Consider the following 16,846-nt stretch of genomic DNA (forward strand, 5'->3'; position numbering starts at 1 on the left):
CCGCCAGCATGCCCAGGCGCGGTGCGCGCCGTCATCCCGCTGCCCCGTTCCGGGGCCGATCCGCGTCATGTGTCTCGGCCGCACCGGGTCGGCGGGCCAAGGCCGATCGGTCATTGCGCGCTGTGCGCGCCCCGGCGCCCTTTCTAACCTCTGTCCCATGGACGTCACCCGGCTGACCGCGATCGACGTGCACACCCACGTTCTGGCATCCGTCAGCGACGGGGAGCGATCAGGCGGCGAGGCCGCCTCCCTCGCCGGCACGTTCGGGGAGATCCCCGAGCTCACCGTCCCCGAGCTCGCCGCCTACTACAGGGAGCGGTCGATGGCGGCGGTCGTCTTCACGGTCGACTCCCTGACCCGCACGGGGCGGGAACCGCGCGTCTCGAACGAGGAGATCGCCGAGCAGGCCGCGGAGTACGCCGACACCCTGATCCCCTTCGCCAGCGTCGACCCCGGCCGCGGCGCCGCGGCCGTGCGGATCGCCCGCCGGCTGATCGAGGACCACCACGTGCGGGGGTTCAAGTTCCACCCGAGCGCCCAGGAGTTCTACCCGAACGACCGGATGGCGTACCGGCTCTACGAGGTTATCGCCGAGGCCGGACTGCCGGCGCTCTTCCACAGCGGTCAGACCGGCGTGGGCTCGGGCCAGCGCGGCGGTGGCGGCATCCGGCTGAAGTACTCCAACCCGCTCCACCTCGACGACGTGGCGGTCGACTTCCCCGACATGCCGATCGTGATCGCCCATCCGTCGGTGCCGTGGCAGGACGAGGCCCTCGCGGTGGCGGGCCACAAGCCGCAGGTCTACATCGACCTGTCCGGCTGGTCGCCGAAGTACTTCCCGCCGCAGCTGGTCAAGCAGGCGAACTCGCTGCTGAAGAACAAGGTGCTCTTCGGCTCGGACTTCCCGGCGCTCACGCCGGACCGCTGGCTCACCGACTTCGCGAAGCTCGACCTCAAGGACGAGGTCCGGCCGCTGATCCTCAAGGAGAACGCGATCCGGCTGCTCGGCCTCGGGGCCTGACGTGGACGCCTCGTTCGGGACGGTGTGGGAGGCCGTGGCCGACCACCTCCCGGACGAGATCGCCGTCTCCGAGCCCGGCCGTGACCTCTCCTACGCCGAGTTCGACGACCGCGCCGCCCGCCTCGCCGCCGCGCTCGAGGCGGCGGGCGTCGGGCCCGGTGACACGGTGGCCTGCTACCTCTACAACGGCACCGCCTACCTGGAGACCGTGTTCGCCGCGTTCAAGCTCGGGGCGATCCCGGTCAACGCGAACTACCGCTACACGGGCCACGAGCTCACCGAGCTGCTCACCGACGCGGACGCCGCGGCGGTCGTGTTCAGCGGAACGCTCGGCGCGAACGTCGCGCACGCCGCGGAGCACGTCCGCACCCTGCGCCTGCTGGTGCGCGTCGGCCCCGGCGACGGCCCGGACGCCGGGGAGCTGGACGAGCTGCTCGCCGGCACTCCCCCACGCCCGCACACCCCTCGCCCGGGCTCGGACCGGCTGTTCATGTACACCGGCGGCACGACGGGCAAGCCCAAGGGGGTGATCTGGCGGCAGGCCGACCTCCTGCACAGCATCGCGGTGGCGGTCTTCGGACCGCTCGGTCGCACGACGCTCCCGGCCACGCTCGACGAGGCGGTGCGGGTGGCGGTGGCCGCGCGCAGGGAGGGGCGGGCGCCGACGATGATGCCGGTCGTCCCGCTGATGCACGGCACGGGCATGTTCAACACGATGGGGGCCCTGCTCGTCGGCGGCCGGGCGGTCACGGCCGGGCCGGGCCGGCTGGACCCGCGCCGCGTGTGGGAGACCGTCGCGCCGCAGCGCGTCAGCACGATCATCGTCGCGGGCAACGCGGTCGCCCGGCCGCTCGTCGACGAGCTCGTGGCCGCCGAGGAGGCCGGCAGGCCGCACGACCTCTCGGCGCTGCGCGGGGTGATCAGCTCCGGTACCGCGTTCAGCGACCGCCTCAAGCGGGCCCTCCACGAGCGCGCGCAGGTCACGATCACCGACGCCATCGCCTCCAGCGAGGGCGGACCGTTCGCGTTCGCGATCACGCGCTCGGTGGACGACCTCCGGTCCCGGTTCCTCCCGGTGCCCGCCACCACGGTCATCGGCCCGGGAGATCGCATCCTCGGACCCGGCAGCGGCGAGGTCGGCGTCCTCGCCTACCGCGGGCCGATGCCACTGGGCTACTACAAGGACAGCGCGAAGACGGCCACGACCTTCCGCACGATCGACGGCGTCCGCTACGCCATCCCCGGAGACCACGCCCGGATCGACGCCGACGGGGCGATCCACTTCCTGGGCCGCCGCTCGGGCTTCATCAACACCGGCGGTGAGAAGGTGCACCCCCAGGAGGTCGAGAACGCCCTGCTCACCCACCCCGACGTCACCGACTGCGCGGTGGTCGGCGTCCCCGACCCGGCATGGGGCGAGAGCGTGGCCGCGGTCGTCGCGACGCCCGCGGCGCCCGCCGAGCGGGAGCTGCAGGACTGGGTCCGGCGCACGCTCGCCGGCTACAAGGTGCCGCGCCGCATCGTGCTCGTCGAGCGGCTGCCGCGGACCCCGACGGGCAAGCTCGAGGTGGCCCGGGCCAAGGAGATCGTCGAGCGCGGATCGGCGTAGGGACACCGCGCCACCCGGACGCGTCACACACCAACATCTGCCGTCACACACCAACTGCAGTTCGGGTGTCAGCGCAGATGTTGGTGTGTCAGCGGATCAACCCCCGTACAACCAATCCACGTACCGGTAGTCACTCGGGTCGCGGTCGCGCAGCAGCGCGTTGCGGGTGGCGCGGAACAGGCCGTCGCAGTGCCAGAGATCGCCCCACTGGCGCGCAGTGCGCTGCACGCGGGCGGTGCGGACGGTGCGGATCTCTGCGTAGGCGGCCAGTGCCCGGTCCCAGTCGGTGCCGCCGTCCGTGCGCGCCTTGGTGGCCTGCTCGGCGAGCTGGGCGGCGTCCTCGAGGGCCTGGCAGGCGCCCTGGGCGAGGTACTGGAGCATCGGGTGGGCGGCGTCGCCGGTGAGGACGAGGCGCCCGTCCACCCACGTGTCGACGGGCTCGCGGTCGTACATGCGCCACCAGCGGTTGCGCCACAGGTTCGGCAGCGCCTCCTGGATGCGGCCGCAGGCGCGGGCGAAGGCGGCGTCGAGCTCGTCCGGGGTGCCCCACTCCGCCTCGCCGGCGAGTGCCTTCGGCGACCGGAACACGGCGACCTGGTTGAACATCTCGCAACGGCGCAGCGGGTACTGCACGAAGTGGCAGCCCGGTTCGATGTAGACCACGACGTCGTCGAGGGCCAGGCCCGACGTGTCGGGCAGGTCGGCGAGCGGGAGCGCACCCCGGTAGGCGACGTAGCCGGAGCTCACCGGCTCGTCGTCGCTGACCCGGGCGCGCAGCCGGGAGCCGAGGCCGTCGGCGGCGATGACGACGCGGCCGGCGTCGCGGCGCCGCTGCTCCCCCGCCGCTCCGGCCCCGACGGCGACAGCGCAGTCGGGCGCGAGTTCCACGTCGTGGGCCGCGGCGTCGGTGACGAGGTCGACGCCGGCCTCCCGGCACCCCCGCAGCAGGGCGGACAGCAGGTCGCTGCGGTGGGTCACCACGTACGGCGCGCCGTAGCGGCGCGCGGTCTCGGCCACGTCAAGGTGGGTGAGCTCGCTGCCGTCGAGGGCGTCGCGCAGCACGAGGCGGCGCGGGGTGACGCCGAGGTCGACGACCTCGTCGACCAGGTCGGCCCAGCGCAGGAGGCGGGTCGCGTTCGGGGCGATCTGCAGGCCGGCGCCCACCTCACCGAACTCCGGCTCCTGCTCGAGGACGCGCACCGAGTAGCCCGCGCGCGCGAGCGCCAGTGCGCTCCCGAGCCCGCCGATGCCACCGCCGACGACGACGGCGTCCACGTCGGCGCTCACGTCACACCGGCTCGGGGACCGCGGCGCGCGCGACGTTGCGCTGGCTGCCCAGGCCCTCGATCCCGGTGGTCAGGACGGCCCCGTCGGTGAGGTAGCGCGCGGGCTCGCGCGCATGGCCGACGCCGCCCGGCGTGCCGGTGGCGATCACGTCGCCCGGGTCGAGGGTGACGATCCGCGAGATGTAGGCGACCAGCGCGACCGGAGCGCCTCGGCGAACTTCGCGAAGAGCGTCGGGTGTTCGGGGAGCTCCCGGCCCATCTCCAGGATGTGGGTGCGGTAGTTCAGGCCGACGCAGAAGATCTTCCCCGGGCGCGGCACCAGCGGGGCGAGGTCGGCGTCCGCGAGGTCGTGGCGCGGCCCGTCCGCGGCCGCCGCACGCTCGCGCCACGCCGGGTCGGCGAGCAGCGCGCCCACGTCGCGGGCGTCGATCTCGACGGCGGACCCGCCCTCGACGCGAGCGGCGCGGGTGCCGTCCGGGGTGCGCAGGGTCGTCAGCCTCACGCGGGCGCCCCCTCCACCTGCACCCGGTCGGCGTGCAGGCGTTCGAAGATCGGGGTGTCGGAGAAGCGGAACAGGTCGACACCGCTGTCGGCGGTGACCGTCAGCGGCACCCAGGACGGCACGGCGACGAGGTCACCGCGCCCGACCCGCCACTCGCGCTCGCCGACCCGCACGGTGCCGGTGCCGTCGAACACCTGCCAGACCGCGGAGCCGACCTCCCGGCGGGTGGCGGTGGTGGTGCGCGGCCGCAGCCGGTGCATCTCCGCGCGGATGGTCGGCATCACGTCGCCACCCGTGGTCGGGTTGGTGAACCGGACGGCCGCGTGTCCCGGCTCCACCACTCCCCGGTGGCCCTCGTCCTCGAGCGCGAGCTGCTCGGTGAGGGCCGCGTCGGTGTGCTCCCACCGGTACGCGGCGATGGGTGAGCTCGGGGTGGGGCCGGGCTGCGAGACCGGCCGCAGGCCCGGGTGGGCCCACAGCCGCTCGGCACGGGAGCGGGCCGGCGTCGAGCGGTCGGCGACCTCGTCCGGGCCGAGCTCGAAGAACGCGGATCCGACCTGGTGGACGAACGGGATGTCGAGCCCGTCGAGCCACGCCATCGGCTGGTCGGCCTGGTTGTGGTGGCCGTGGAACCGCCACCCCGGGGTGAGCAGGAAGTCGCCTCGCCGCATGGCGACCGGGTCGCCGTCGACCACGGTCCAGACGCCCTCGCCCTCCACGACGAACCGGAAGGCGTGCTGGGTGTGCCGGTGGACGGGGGCGTCCTCACGCGGGTTCAGGTACTGGATCGCGGCCCACAGCGTCGGCGTGGCGTACGGGGCGCCGCCGAGCCCCGGGTTGGCGAGCGCGATGGCCCGGCGCTCGCCGCCGCGCCCGACCGGCACCAGGTCCCCGGACCGCTCCGCCAGCCGCAGCAGGTTCTGCCAGCGCCACAGGTGCGCCTGCGCGGCCGGACGCGGGCTGGTCGGCATCAGGTCGCCGATCTCGGTCCACAACGGCACGAGCAGCTCCTGCTCGAACCCGCGGTAGAGGTCCTCGAGCGCCGGGGTCCGCTCCGGCTGCCCCGGCCCGTCGACCGCCTTCAGCGTCACCGGCGAGAGCGTCGTGGTCATCCCGCAACGCTAAGGCTGTCCCGCTCAGAGGGCGCCGCCGTTCTGGTGCACAGAACCATCTGCCAGGTCCCGCTCGATCCTGGCGACGGTCGTGGCGAGGTCCCGCGTCCACTCCGGGAGGCGGTCGCGGCGGTACCGGGCCGTGGGCATCGCGATCGACACGGCGGCGGGCACCATTCCCGCGGGGCACGGGACCGCCTGGCCGATCGCGGTCACGCCGGTCTCCGTCGCCTGGTCGTTGACGGCGAACCCCTGCTTGCGCACCCGCCGCAGGTCCCGCAGCAGGGCCGGGACGTCCGCCACCGGGGAGTCGACGGCCGAGTGGAGATCGACGACCTCTTCCTCCGGACGGCCGGCGAGCACCGCCCGCCCGCCGGAGGCCAGGCGGGCGGGCAGCACCCGGCCCTCCCGGTCGCCCACCCGCAGGACGTGCGTCGACTCGACGGTGGCGACGAACCGGGCCTGGTCCCCGACCACGATCACGAGGTTCACCGACTCGTCGGTCCGCGCGGCGAGGGCCTCGAGGTGCGGCAGCGCGAGCCGGCGCAGGTCGGCGACCGGCTCCGGGGCCACCGCACCGCGCAGCACGGGGCCCGCGGCGTAACGCCGGTCCTCGTCCTGCTCGGCGAAGTCGCGGTAGACGAGCATCGCGAGCAGCCGGTGCGCCGTGGACCGGGCGACGCCGAGGCGCGCGGCGGCGTCGGTGACCCGCAGCGGCCCCTCGTGCAGCAGCAGCGTCGCCAGGTGCAGGGCGTGGTCGACGGAGTCGATCCCGTAGGCCGGCTTGTTCTTCACAGCGGAATCGTAACGGCGAGCAACCAGAACCACCGCGGACTCGGGCGGCCCCCCCGAAGGGGAACCGGCGTGTGTCGTACTGTCGAGCCGGTCTGCCACTTCGGGGAATGGGAACGTTCTTGGCGCGGTACGTCATGACTCGGCTCGTCGACGACATCGACGGCTCTCACGCCGTGACGACGCTGTCGTTCGGACTGGACGGCCGCAGCTACGAGATCGACCTGTCGGAGTCGCACCTCAGCGCCTTCCGCGAGGCCCTCGCACCGTTCATCTCGGCGGCCCGGGCCGTGCCCAACGGGCGCGCGGCGACGACACCCGGGCGGGCACCCGGACCCGAGGACCGGGTGGTCCCGACCCGGGCCGGGAACGCCACCGAGGAGGCCACCGAGGAGGCCACCGGGGAGGCCGCGCGTCCCACCGTCGTCCCGCAGCCCTTCCGGCAGCCGAGCCCGTCCCGGAAGCCGGTCGCCGCGCCGGCGCGCCCGGCGCCGGCGCCGCTGGTGGCCGACCCGTTCAACCCGCGCGCCTGAGCCGGTGCGCCGGGCCCTTCATCGGGCGTCGAGCCGGCCGCGCAGGTCCTCGGGGAGCAGCGGCAGGTCGAGCCGCAACCGGTCGTCCTCGCTCAGCACGAGGGACCGGCGGTTGACCCACCACCACCGCCGCCGACACGTCGCGGCGGGGGTGCAGGACGAGGGCGAAGCGATCAGCGGCCACGGGCCGGGAGCGTGCCAGATCGACTCCTGCGCCATCAGAACGTGCGAACGGGAACAATTCGGTGGAGACCGCGCGTTGGGTCGGTAAGGCTGGCCGTGCGGCGGGTTCGCGCCGACGGCCGATCCCTCATCTGCGTCGCCACCGCGCGGCGCGCCCACCCCCAGTGCACGCGGGGCCGCCCCGCGTGCGCTCACCGCTGATTGGAGGCGGCACCACCATGCCCTACTTCGACGACTGGCGGCAGGGTGCCGCCTGCCGGGACCAGGACCCGGAACTGTTCTTCCCCCTGACCGAGATGGGCCCCGGCGCACGCCAGGTGGACCGGGCGAAGTCCGTCTGCGCCGGCTGCCCCGTGCGCGCCGAGTGCCTCGCGTACGCGCTCGACAACGGCCTCGACCACGGCATCTTCGGGGGCACCACCGAGACCGAGCGCCGGGCGCTGCGCCGGACGGGCACCGCCCGGCGAGCGGCGTAGCGGCTCGCCGCTTTGTCTTGACATAAGGACGTGGCGCGGCTAGCGTCCGGGTGCTCGCGGCCGGTCCACGGGAGGACAGCGATGAAGCTCGCCCTCGACCCGCAGATGTTCTACTCGACGCACTCGGTGCTGGAGCTGCCCGACGTCGTGGCGCGCTCGGGCCACACCTGGATGGAACTGTCGCCCAAGCCCGACTTCATCCCGTTCTTCGGCCACCCCCGCGTCGACGACGCGGGCGTCGCGGCGCTGCGCAAGCGCGCCGCCGACGCCGGCGTCGGCATCGCCTCCGTCCTCCCGGTACTGCGCTGGTCCGGCCCCGGCGAGGACGAACGCCAGGCCGCGGTCCGGGCCTGGAAGCGCGCCATCCAGATCACCGTCGACCTCGGCGTGGACACCATGAACTCCGAGTTCAACGGCCGCCCGGACGCCGCAGAGCACGCCGAGAGCCAGTTCCTGCGCTCGATGGACGAGCTGATCCCGGTCTTCGAACGCGAGGGCGTCGCGCTCGCGCTCGAACCGCACCCGGACGACTTCATCGAGGACGGCCACGCCGCGGTCGACCTCGTGCGCGGGCTGAACCGCGACTGGATCTCCTTCCTCTACTGCACGCCGCACACCTTCCACCAGGGCAACGACGCCACGGGCATCATCACCTCGGCGGGCGAGAAGCTCACCCACGTCCACCTCGCCGACACGCTCGACCACACCGCGTCGAACGGGCTGCGCTACATCGTCAACCCGCCCGGCTCCCCCGCGCGGGTGCACCAGCACGCCGAGATCGGCCGCGGCGAGGTCGACTTCGACGAGGTCTTCACCGCACTCGCCGCGATCGGGTTCGACGGCGTGATCACCTCCTGCGTCTTCGGCTGGGAGGAACACGCCGAGGAGATCAGCATCCGCCAGCGCGAGAAGGCCACGGCCCTGATCGAGAAGCACTTCGGCAGCCGCTGACGACAGCCCCCTACCATCGATCGGTGGGCCCGCACCCTGACGCCTTCCTGTCCTTCGCCGACATCGCCCCCGACCGGACGGTGGAGCGGCTGCCGGGCACGAACCGCGACGCCATGGCGATGGTGCTGCTGCTGTACCGGGTGACGAGCACGGTCGTGTACGACCTGGAGTCCACCGTGCACCGGCCGGCCGGCTGGAGCTGGTCGGCGTTCCGGCTCCTGTTCACGCTCTGGGTCACCGGCCCCCAGGAGGCCAGCCGCGCGGCCGAGCTCGCCGGGATGAGCCGCGCGGCGGTGTCGAGCCTGTCCCGGACGTTGAGCACGGCGGGACTCCTGGAACGCGTCCCCGACGAGCGGGACCGCCGCGGCGTGGTGCTCTCGCTCAGCGCCGACGGCACGAGCCGGCTCGAGGCGGCCCTGCGGGTGCACAACGAGCGGGAGGCCGAGTGGGCCGCGCTCCTCACCCCCGACGAGCTGGCCGTGTTCAACACCGTGCTGGCGAAGCTCGCGCGGGCCGCCCGGTCCGAGGAGTGGGTCAGCCACCGGTTCTGAGCGCCCCCTGGTGTTCATGGCCGGAAGGCTCTACGGTCCCGAGGTAGTTAAACCTTTGATTGCCGAGAGGACGACACCGTGGTCAAGCCGTTCGCCTCCTCCGCCGACACCGCCGCGAAGGAGCAGACGCTCGAGGTCCTCGCCGACGGCGTGTACGCCCTGACCGCCGAGGGCGACCCCAACATCGGGGCGATCGAGGGCGAGGACTTCCTCGTCTGCTTCGAGGCCCTCGCCACGCCGGTGGCCGCGCGCAAGTGGCTGGACCGGCTGCGCGAGCACACCGACAAGCCGGTGCGCTACCTCGTGCTCTCGCACTACCACGCCGTCCGCGTGCTCGGCGCGTCCGCGTTCGACGCCGACGTCATCGTGGCCCACGAGATCACCCGCGCGCTCGTGGCCGAGCGGGGCAAGGAGGACTGGGAGAGCGAGTTCGCCCGCATGCCGCGCCTGGCCGACGGCGCCGACTCGGTGCCCGGGCTCACCTGGCCGACCCTGACCTTCTCCGACCGGCTGACGATCGACCTCGGCGGCGATCGCGGCGACCTCGTGCTGCAGTACCACGGCCGCGGCCACACCGAGGGCGACATCACGGCGTGGCTCCCCCGCCAGAAGATCCTCTTCGCGGGCGACCTCGTCGAGGCGCAGGCCGCGCTCTACACCGGCGACGCGTTCCACCGCGACTGGGCCGGCGGCACCCTCGACCGGGTCAAGGCGCTCGGCGCCGAGCAGCTCGTCGGCGGGCGGGGCGCGGTGAGCCGCGGCCGCGCCGAGGTCGACGCCGCGATCGAGCAGACCCGCGGCTTCCTGCAGGTGATGCTCCGCGAGGTCGGCGCCGTGCAGCAACGCGGCGGCACCCTCAGGGAGGCCTTCGAGGCCACCCACGCCGCGCTCGTCGACGACTACGGCCACTGGCCGATCTTCGAGCACTGCCTGCCCTTCGACGTCTCGCGGCTGTGGGACGAGCTGTCCGGCGTCGAGCGGCCGATCATCTGGACGGCGGAACGCGACCAGGAGGTCTGGGCGCAGCTCCAGTCGTGAACACGGCCATGAACACGGCCATGGACCCCGTTCTCGTCCTCGGCGCGGGCCCGGTCGGGCAGACGACCGCACTGCTGCTCGCCCGCTGGGGTGTCCCGACGGTCGTCCTGGACCGGCGGCCCGCGCGGGACGCGGTCGGGTCGAAGGCGATCTGCCAGCAGCGCGACGTCCTCGACATCTGGGAGGCGGTCGGCGCCGGGCGCCGGATCGCCGACGAGGGCGTCACGTGGACCACCGCGCGGACGTTCTACCGCGACGCGGAGCTGTTCAGCTACACGCTCGCCGATCCCGGCCGTCCCGCGTTCCCGCCGTTCGTGAACATCTCCCAGAGCCGCACCGAGCAGATCCTCGACGAGCGCATCGCCGCCGAGCCGCTGGTCGACCTGCGGTGGGGGCACGACGTCACGACCGTCGAGCAGGACGCCAGCGGGGTCGGCGTGCGCTGCGCCGACGGCACGAGGCTGCGCGGCTCCTACCTCGTGGTGTGCGCCGGGTCCCGGTGCGACGAGCTGCGCCGGATGCTCGGGGTGGACTTCGGGGGCCACTCCTTCGACGACCGGTTCCTGATCTGCGACATCCGCACCGACCTGCCCGGATGGGCCACCGAGCGCCGGTTCTACTTCGACCCGGCCTGGAACCCCGGGCGCCAGGTGCTCATCCACCCCTGCCCGGGCTCCACGTTCCGCATCGACTGGCAGGTGCCCGCCGGGTACGACCTCGACGAGGAGACCGCCTCCGGCGCCCTGGACGCCCGGATCAGGGCGATCATCGGCGACCGGGACTACGAGATCGTGTGGAAGTCGGTCTACCGCTTCCACACCCGCCTGGTCGACCGGATGCGCTGCGAGCGGATCCTCATCGCGGGCGACGCCGCACACCTCGTCTCGCCGTTCGGCGCCCGCGGGCTCAACTCGGGCGTGGCCGACGCGGAGAACGCCGCCTGGAAGATCGCCTACGTCGGGCACGGGTGGGCACCCGACGCCCTGCTCGACACCTACCACGACGAGCGGCACGCCGCGGCGCTGGAGAACATCGCCGTCACGACGGCGACCATGGACTTCCTGGTGCCGCAGGACGAGGTCGCGGCCGCCCACCGCCGCGGCGTCCTCTCCCGCGCGGCCGCCGAACCCGCCGCCCGCGCGCTCGTCGACTCCGGCCGCCTGTCCGAGCCGTTCTGGTACGTCGACTCCCCGCTCACGACCCCGAACCCGGCCCGGCCGTTCGCCGGCAGGCCGCCGCGCGGCTCGGTTCCGCCGGCCGGCCCGGGAGTCCTCGTCCCGGACGCCCCGGTGGCCGGCGGCGTCCGGTTGCGCGAGATCGCGCGCGCCGGATTCCTGTTGCTCATCGGCGGCAGGGCCGACGTCGCGGCGGCCAGGCAGGCGGCAGCCACCACACCCGGCCCGGTTCGGGTCGTCGCCCTCGACGGGGTCGACCTCGCGGGCACGCTCGGCGCCCACCCGGACGAGGTCTGGATCATCCGCCCGGACGCGCACGTCGCCGCCGTCCTCGGGAACCCCACTCATCACGAGATCCGCGCGGCGCTCGCCCGCGCCACCCAGTCGGGAGGAGAACCACCATGGCGTACTACCGGCGAGTCGGAGACATCCCGCCCAAGCGGCACACCCAGCACCGCACCCCCGACGGGGGCCTCTACTACGAGGAGCTGATGGGCGAGGAGGGCTTCTCCTCCGACTCCTCCCTCCTCTACCACCGCGGCGTGCCGTCGGCGATCGTGGACGCGTCGCCGTGGGAGCTGCCGGACCAGGGCCTCACCGAGAACCGCCCGCTGCTCCCCCGGCACCTGAAGCTGCACGAGCTCACCGGGGAGGACTGGAAGGCCGCCGACGCGGTCACCGGCCGGCGGCTGGTGCTGGGCAACTCCGACGTGCGGATCTCCTACGTCACGGCCGGACAGCCGTCCCCCCTGTACCGCAACGCACTCGGCGACGAGTGCGTGTACGTGGAGTCCGGCACCGCGACCGTCGAGACCGTGTTCGGTGTGCTGACCGCGCGGCAGGGCGACTACGTGCTCCTGCCCCGCTCGACGACGCACCGGTGGATCCCCACCGGATCCGACCCGCTGCGGCTCTACGCCATCGAGGCCAACTCGCACATCGCGCCGCCCAAGCGCTACCTCTCCCGGTACGGGCAGCTGCTGGAGCACTCGCCGTACTGCGAACGGGACCTGCACGGCCCGGGCGACCCGTTCCTCGTCGACGGCACCGACGTCGAGGTGCTGGTGAAGCACCGCGGGTCCCGCGGGGTCACCGGTACCCGCTACGTCTACCCGACGCACCCGTTCGACGTGGTCGGCTGGGACGGCTGCCTGTACCCGTACACGTTCAACGTCGAGGACTTCGAGCCGATCACCGGCCGGGTGCACCAGCCGCCGCCCGTGCACCAGGTTTTCGAGGGCAACAACTTCGTGATCTGCAACTTCGTGCCGCGGAAGGTGGACTACCACCCGCTGGCCGTGCCGGTGCCCTACTACCACTCGAACGTCGACTCCGACGAGGTCATGTTCTACTGCGGCGGCGACTACGAGGCCCGCAAGGGATCGGGCATCGGGCAGGGCTCGATCAGCCTGCACCCGGGCGGGCACAGCCACGGCCCGCAGCCCGGCGCGGTGGAGCGGGCGCTGGGTGCGGAGTTCTTCGACGAGCTGGCGGTCATGGTGGACACGTTCAAGCCGCTGGAGCTGGGCGAGGGCGGCCGCGCCGCCGAGGACCCCGCCTACGCGTGGAGCTGGTCGGGCCGGGGGCCGGGCCGATGACCCCCTTCGGGCTCGACAACCTGCCCTACGGCGTGTTCTCCCCCGCGGGCGGCGCGCCGCGCGTGGGCGTGCGCCTCGGCGACGACGTCGTGGACCTGTCCGTGCTGCTCGACGACCCGGTGTTCGCGGCGCCGTCGCTCAACGCGTTCATGGCCCAGGGCCGGGACCGGTGGACGCGGGTGCGGGAGCAGATCACGGACCTCCTCGCCGGTGGCCCGCCGGAGGGCGCCGTGCACCCGCTCGGCGAAGTGCGGCTGCACCTGCCGGTCGAGGTGGCCGACTACGTGGACTTCTACGCCTCGGAGCACCACGCGTCCAACCTCGGCCGCCTCTTCCGCCCCGACGCCGCGCCGCTCATGCCCAACTGGAAGCACCTGCCGGTCGGCTACCACGGCCGCGCGGGCACGGTGGTGGTCTCCGGGACGGACATCGTCCGGCCGTGCGGGCAGCGCAAGGCCCCCGACGAGGCCGCGCCGACGTACGGGCCGAGCCGGCGGCTGGACATCGAGGCCGAGCTCGGGTTCGTCGTGGGCGTCGGGTCGGCGCTCGGCGGCCGCATCGGCGTGGACGACTTCGCCGACCACGTGTTCGGCGCGGTGCTGGTCAACGACTGGTCCGCCCGCGACGTGCAGGCGTGGGAGTACGTGCCGCTCGGGCCGCACCTGGGCAAGAGCTTCGCCACCTCCGTCTCGCCGTGGGTGGTGCCGCTGGCCGCCCTGGAGGCGGCGCGCGTCCCGCTGCCCGGCCAGGACCCCGAGCCCCTCCCCTACCTGCGCGGGAGCGAGGACTGGGGGCTCGACGTCGAGCTCGTCGTGGAGTGGAACGGCGAGGAGGTCTCGCGCCCGCCGTACCGGGACATGTACTGGTCACCCGCGCAGATGCTCGCCCACATGACCGTGAACGGCGCGTCGGCGCGCACCGGCGACCTGTTCGCCTCCGGCACGATCTCCGGGGCGGACCGCCGCCGGCAGGGCGGCGCGTTCATCGAGCTGACGTGGGGCGGCCGCGAGCCGATCCCGGTGAAGGGCGAGGAACGCACGTTCCTCGAGGACGGCGACGAGGTCACGATCACGGCCACCGCCCCCGGTGCGGACGGTGGCCGGATCGGGTTCGGGGAGGTCACGGGCACGATCCGGCCGGCCACGCCCTGACCGGCCGCCCGGACGGGCCGCTACTCGTCGACCAGGCCCCGCGGCCCGCGGGCTCCAGCCGTGCTCCGCGCACACGCTGCCGAACTGGCCGACGCCGATCAGGAACCCGAGGTTGCCACCGAACAGCGGCACGGGGCTGACGACGGTGGCGGTACCGAGGGCGGCTCCGGCGGTTCGGATCTCCTCGATCGTCGACCGCTCGGCGTGTTGCACCACCTCTACATCGGGAAGTGCGGGATTCGGTTCACGCGGTGGATCTCCATTCGGTGCGGCCGATCGTTACCGATCTCCACCGGATCCGGTCCGTCTTCTCGATGCGCTCGTTCCCGTTCCTCGCAGCGGCCGGCGACCGGTCAGGCCCCGGGCGCCGGCAACCAGTCGAGCGTCACGGGGAACAGGTACCGGTCGGCGACGAGCGTGAGCACGCGCCGCGCCGTGCGCGGTGACTCGACGACGCCGCGCGGCACGCCGGCGCCCGCCTTCTCGTAGGCCCGGCCCGCCAGCTCCTCCAGCAGCTCGCCGACCTCGCCCTCGGCCGAAGTGAGGCGCAGGCCGGTGGCGCGCTGCAGCCGCGCGACCTCGACCAGGCCCATGGACCGCTCCGCGTACTCGGGGAACACCCCGGCGAGGAAGAGGGCGCCGTCGCCGATGCGCCGCCAGATCCCCGGCTGCTCGACGGGGGTCACGACGTCGAGGAGGCCGGCGAGGCGCGGGAGGTCGAGCTCGTTCCACCGCTGCCGTCGCCAGCCACGATCGCTGCGGCGCAACACCGTGCCGGACACCACGCGGGCGTAGGACGCCAGTAGCTCGGCGAGGAAGAGCCGGTGCGCCGGCTCGGTGGCGAACGCCGCGAGGACCGGCGCGTCGAAGACCGGCACCCGCGAGCGCGGGCCCGCGCGGTCGGCGACGTAGGAACGCCCGACCAGCGTGGGCCCCACCCGGTGCACCGCCGCGGCGAACACGAGGAACGGCGACAGGTACCGGAAGCGCTCCGCTTCGCCGGCCCGTGCGGTGACGATCGCGTCGGCGACGCCGGGCCGGTCGAGGAGGTCCAGGACGAGGGTGGGCTCGCGCCGCAGCGCCGCCACCTGGTCGGCGCGCCCCCCGGTGAGGACCAGCAGGTCGTGATCGGTCAGGTGCTCGGCGTACCGCCTACCGGCAGATTCCCGCCCGTCCATCCCACCATTGTGCGTCCGGGTCGCCCGCTTCGGAAGGATCAACGGGCCGGCGTCCGATCGACGACGTGGTCGGGCGAACGCCGGAACCGGCGAGGCCCCGGACACCCGAGCGCGTCACCTCGAGAGGAGCTCCCCGACCGCCTCGTCGATGAACGCGATGTCCACCGGGTTCGCACCTCCGCCCGCGAAGTGGCCCCACACGCCGGGGATCACCCGCAGCTCCGCGTTCTTCATGTGCGACACGGCCCACCGCTCGTCCTCGGGCGGGAAGTAGAGGTCCTTCTCGGCGGGCATGACGATCGCGCGCGCCCGGATGGAGGCGAGGGCCTCCTCCGTGGACGAGAGGCCGGGGGTGGCGCCCACGTCGCCGTTCCACCACGTGTCGAGCATGGTGAGCAGGTTGTTCGGGTCCCGGCCGTCGAGGAAGAAGCCCTCCCAGAACCCGACCGCGAAGTCCTCGAGGGAGGTGAAGCCGAGCTCCCGCCACACACCTCGTCCCAGTAGAAGGCCTGGGAGAACCCCCAGCCCGCGTAGATGCGCGCGAACGCGCGCAGGCCGCGCACCGGGAGCGCGTCGGGCTCGTACCACCCCTCGGCGAAGGCCGCGTCGGCGCGCAGGGCGTAGCGCAGGGAGTCGAGGAACACCCGGTTGTGCGGGGCGGTGCGGGCGGACCCGCAGAACGGCAGGATCCGCTGCACCATCTCCGGGTGGCTCACCGCCCACTGGTAGGTCTGCCCCGCTCCCATGGACCAGCCGAGCACGAGCGCCAGCTTCTCGATGCCGAAGACCTCGGTGACGAGCCGGTGCTGCGCGGCGACGTTGTCGCGCACCGCGATCTGCGGGAACCGCGCCCGGTCCCACGGCGGCGGCGTGTTCGACGGGGACGAGGACAGCCCGTTGCCGAGCATGTTCGGGACGATGATGAACCAGCGGTTCGGGTCGAGGGCCTTGTCCTCGCCGATCAGCCACTCGTTGTCCCAGTGCCGCCCCGAGTACCAGGTCGGGTAGACGATCGCGTTGTCCTTCGCGGCGTTGAGCGTCCCGTAGGTCTGGTAGGCGATCCTGGCGGGCCGCAGCGTGGAACCGCAGGCCAGCGTGAGGTCCGGGATCTCGTGGACGTGGTGGGGCGCGTCGCGTCCGGTCATGGGACCTCCTCGGGACCGGCGGCGAGGAAACTCTCAGATGAAACTATTGCTGGTGAAAGGTTCCGTCAAGGCGCCTGAGAGGATGTCGGACGTGGCGGAACCGACGACCCGGCCCGGCCGGACGGGGGCCGGGGCGCTCCTCCTCGCCGTCGCCGTGGTCCTCGTGGCGTTCAACCTCTGCCCGGCGATCAGTCCCGCCGCCCGCTGCCGGAGCTGGAGCCGCTGACACCGGGCAGCCTGCTCGCCCCGTCGCTCCTGCAGCCGGCCACGCGCGTCTGGCTCGCCCGGTCGGACGGGGAGCCGGCCGCGGTGGCGGCGGCGCACCAGCACGCCGGTGTCACGCTCGTCGAGTTCGTCGCCACCCTGCCGGCGGCGCGCGGCCGCGGTGCCGGCGCCGCCGTGACCTGGGCGGCCACGCTCTGCGACCCCGCGAGGCCCGCGGTGCTCATCGCCAGCGACGACGGCCGGCCCGTCTACGAGCGGATGGGGTACATCGCCGTCGAGCGGTGGACCGTCTGGCTGCGACCGGAGCGGGCGAGCTGAGC

20 protein-coding genes and 1 pseudogene are annotated in these 16,846 nt (G+C 73.5%); 12 read left to right on the forward strand and 9 right to left on the reverse strand.

Translation table 11 applies throughout. The annotated features are described in order from the left end of the window. The first annotated feature begins 157 nt into the window (after positions 1-157). A complete protein-coding gene (locus ABEA81_RS39095) occupies positions 158-1,021 on the forward strand; it encodes an amidohydrolase family protein (protein ID WP_345612594.1) in 864 nt (287 codons plus the stop codon). 1 nt (position 1,022) lies between these two features. Beyond that, positions 1,023-2,630 (forward strand): AMP-binding protein, encoded by a 1,608-nt coding sequence (locus tag ABEA81_RS39100; protein WP_345612596.1) that lies wholly within the window; start codon positions 1,023-1,025, stop codon positions 2,628-2,630. 96 nt (positions 2,631-2,726) lie between these two features. Here the strand turns inward: ABEA81_RS39100 and ABEA81_RS39105 are convergent, their stop codons facing one another. The 5 genes from ABEA81_RS39105 to ABEA81_RS39120 are packed head-to-tail and all read right to left on the reverse strand — an operon-like array spanning position 2,727 to position 6,325. After that, positions 2,727-3,917 (reverse strand): FAD-dependent oxidoreductase, encoded by a 1,191-nt coding sequence (locus tag ABEA81_RS39105; protein WP_345612598.1) that lies wholly within the window; start codon positions 3,915-3,917, stop codon positions 2,727-2,729. Between the two features lies 1 nt (position 3,918). After that, positions 3,919-4,065 carry a fumarylacetoacetate hydrolase family protein gene (locus tag ABEA81_RS42870; protein ID WP_425570841.1) on the reverse strand — a complete coding sequence of 49 codons (147 nt, stop codon included), beginning with the start codon at positions 4,063-4,065 and terminating at the stop codon, positions 3,919-3,921. Then, on the reverse strand, positions 4,062-4,418 hold the full coding sequence (locus ABEA81_RS39110) for a hypothetical protein (protein WP_425570843.1): 357 nt from the start codon (positions 4,416-4,418) through the stop codon (positions 4,062-4,064). Before ABEA81_RS39110 ends, ABEA81_RS42870 begins: the two co-directional genes overlap by 4 nt. Continuing rightward, positions 4,415-5,530, reverse strand: a complete 1,116-nt coding sequence (locus tag ABEA81_RS39115; RefSeq protein WP_345612600.1) for a cupin domain-containing protein — start codon at positions 5,528-5,530, stop codon at positions 4,415-4,417. Before ABEA81_RS39115 ends, ABEA81_RS39110 begins: the two co-directional genes overlap by 4 nt. A gap of 24 nt (positions 5,531-5,554) precedes the next feature. Beyond that, positions 5,555-6,325 carry an IclR family transcriptional regulator gene (locus tag ABEA81_RS39120; protein WP_345612602.1) on the reverse strand — a complete coding sequence of 257 codons (771 nt, stop codon included), beginning with the start codon at positions 6,323-6,325 and terminating at the stop codon, positions 5,555-5,557. Between the two features lie 107 nt (positions 6,326-6,432). Here ABEA81_RS39120 and ABEA81_RS39125 point away from each other — a divergent pair, with 107 nt between their 5' ends. Then, the gene (locus ABEA81_RS39125; RefSeq protein ID WP_345612604.1) at positions 6,433-6,855 is read left to right on the forward strand and encodes a histone-like nucleoid-structuring protein Lsr2; all 423 of its coding nucleotides are present in this window, start codon (positions 6,433-6,435) and stop codon (positions 6,853-6,855) included. Positions 6,856-6,873: 18 nt separating this feature from the next. On the opposite strand, the gene ABEA81_RS39130 is transcribed toward ABEA81_RS39125, so the two are convergent. Then, entirely contained in the window at positions 6,874-7,074 is a 201-nt protein-coding gene (locus ABEA81_RS39130) for a hypothetical protein (protein ID WP_345612606.1), read from the reverse strand. Between the two features lie 182 nt (positions 7,075-7,256). Between ABEA81_RS39130 and ABEA81_RS39135 the strand changes: the two genes are divergently transcribed. The 7 genes from ABEA81_RS39135 to fahA all read left to right on the forward strand — a co-directional run bounded on the left by ABEA81_RS39135 (position 7,257) and on the right by fahA (position 13,978). Continuing rightward, positions 7,257-7,514, forward strand: coding sequence for a WhiB family transcriptional regulator (locus ABEA81_RS39135; RefSeq protein ID WP_345612608.1), 258 nt, complete (start codon positions 7,257-7,259; stop codon positions 7,512-7,514). Between the two features lie 81 nt (positions 7,515-7,595). Further along, entirely contained in the window at positions 7,596-8,465 is an 870-nt protein-coding gene (locus ABEA81_RS39140; RefSeq protein WP_345612610.1) for a sugar phosphate isomerase/epimerase family protein, read from the forward strand. 23 nt (positions 8,466-8,488) lie between these two features. Continuing rightward, positions 8,489-9,016: a MarR family winged helix-turn-helix transcriptional regulator gene (locus ABEA81_RS39145; protein ID WP_345612612.1), complete on the forward strand. Its 528-nt coding sequence runs from the start codon at positions 8,489-8,491 to the stop codon at positions 9,014-9,016. Positions 9,017-9,094: 78 nt separating this feature from the next. Further along, positions 9,095-10,054, forward strand: a complete 960-nt coding sequence (locus ABEA81_RS39150) for an MBL fold metallo-hydrolase (RefSeq protein WP_345612614.1) — start codon at positions 9,095-9,097, stop codon at positions 10,052-10,054. 8 nt (positions 10,055-10,062) lie between these two features. Continuing rightward, complete coding sequence (locus ABEA81_RS39155; protein ID WP_345612616.1) at positions 10,063-11,721, forward strand: FAD-dependent monooxygenase; 1,659 nt, start codon at positions 10,063-10,065, stop codon at positions 11,719-11,721. Then, positions 11,631-12,827: a homogentisate 1,2-dioxygenase gene (locus ABEA81_RS39160; protein ID WP_345612617.1), complete on the forward strand. Its 1,197-nt coding sequence runs from the start codon at positions 11,631-11,633 to the stop codon at positions 12,825-12,827. The genes ABEA81_RS39155 and ABEA81_RS39160 overlap by 91 nt, the downstream gene beginning before the upstream one ends. Beyond that, entirely contained in the window at positions 12,824-13,978 is a 1,155-nt protein-coding gene (gene fahA / locus ABEA81_RS39165; RefSeq protein ID WP_345612663.1) for a fumarylacetoacetase, read from the forward strand. The genes ABEA81_RS39160 and fahA overlap by 4 nt, the downstream gene beginning before the upstream one ends. Before the next feature lie 353 nt (positions 13,979-14,331). Here fahA and ABEA81_RS39170 read toward each other — a convergent pair whose 3' ends face one another. The 3 genes and pseudogenes from ABEA81_RS39170 to ABEA81_RS39180 form a co-directional block, all read right to left on the reverse strand. Beyond that, positions 14,332-15,156 carry a hypothetical protein gene (locus ABEA81_RS39170; RefSeq protein WP_345612619.1) on the reverse strand — a complete coding sequence of 275 codons (825 nt, stop codon included), beginning with the start codon at positions 15,154-15,156 and terminating at the stop codon, positions 14,332-14,334. 114 nt (positions 15,157-15,270) lie between these two features. Further along, positions 15,271-15,645 (reverse strand): alpha/beta hydrolase family protein, encoded by a 375-nt coding sequence (locus ABEA81_RS39175; RefSeq protein WP_345612667.1) that lies wholly within the window; start codon positions 15,643-15,645, stop codon positions 15,271-15,273. 59 nt (positions 15,646-15,704) lie between these two features. After that, positions 15,705-16,301: pseudogene (locus ABEA81_RS39180) on the reverse strand (alpha/beta fold hydrolase); the annotation flags it as partial. 91 nt (positions 16,302-16,392) lie between these two features. On the opposite strand from ABEA81_RS39180, the gene ABEA81_RS39185 reads away from it, so the two are divergent. Then, the gene (locus tag ABEA81_RS39185) at positions 16,393-16,527 is read left to right on the forward strand and encodes a hypothetical protein (protein ID WP_345612621.1); all 135 of its coding nucleotides are present in this window, start codon (positions 16,393-16,395) and stop codon (positions 16,525-16,527) included. Positions 16,528-16,556: 29 nt separating this feature from the next. Next, positions 16,557-16,844: a GNAT family N-acetyltransferase gene (locus ABEA81_RS39190; protein WP_345612665.1), complete on the forward strand. Its 288-nt coding sequence runs from the start codon at positions 16,557-16,559 to the stop codon at positions 16,842-16,844. The last annotated feature ends 2 nt before the right edge of the window (positions 16,845-16,846 follow it).

This window comes from Pseudonocardia adelaidensis, assembly GCF_039543345.1.
GTDB lineage: Bacteria > Actinomycetota > Actinomycetes > Mycobacteriales > Pseudonocardiaceae > Pseudonocardia > Pseudonocardia adelaidensis.

What these genes read in the sequence shown, in the direction of transcription:
- ABEA81_RS39095 (WP_345612594.1), top strand. Translation starts at nt 158, where the DNA reads ATGGACGTCACCCGGCTGACCGCGATCGACGTGCACACCCACGTTCTG.
- ABEA81_RS39115 (WP_345612600.1), bottom strand. Translation starts at nt 5,530, where the DNA reads ATGACCACGACGCTCTCGCCGGTGACGCTGAAGGCGGTCGACGGGCCG.
- ABEA81_RS39125 (WP_345612604.1), top strand. Translation starts at nt 6,433, where the DNA reads ATGGGAACGTTCTTGGCGCGGTACGTCATGACTCGGCTCGTCGACGAC.
- ABEA81_RS39130 (WP_345612606.1), bottom strand. Translation starts at nt 7,074, where the DNA reads ATGGCGCAGGAGTCGATCTGGCACGCTCCCGGCCCGTGGCCGCTGATC.
- ABEA81_RS39135 (WP_345612608.1), top strand. Translation starts at nt 7,257, where the DNA reads ATGCCCTACTTCGACGACTGGCGGCAGGGTGCCGCCTGCCGGGACCAG.
- ABEA81_RS39140 (WP_345612610.1), top strand. Translation starts at nt 7,596, where the DNA reads ATGAAGCTCGCCCTCGACCCGCAGATGTTCTACTCGACGCACTCGGTG.
- ABEA81_RS39155 (WP_345612616.1), top strand. Translation starts at nt 10,063, where the DNA reads ATGAACACGGCCATGGACCCCGTTCTCGTCCTCGGCGCGGGCCCGGTC.
- ABEA81_RS39160 (WP_345612617.1), top strand. Translation starts at nt 11,631, where the DNA reads ATGGCGTACTACCGGCGAGTCGGAGACATCCCGCCCAAGCGGCACACC.
- fahA (WP_345612663.1), top strand. Translation starts at nt 12,824, where the DNA reads ATGACCCCCTTCGGGCTCGACAACCTGCCCTACGGCGTGTTCTCCCCC.
- ABEA81_RS39170 (WP_345612619.1), bottom strand. Translation starts at nt 15,156, where the DNA reads ATGGACGGGCGGGAATCTGCCGGTAGGCGGTACGCCGAGCACCTGACC.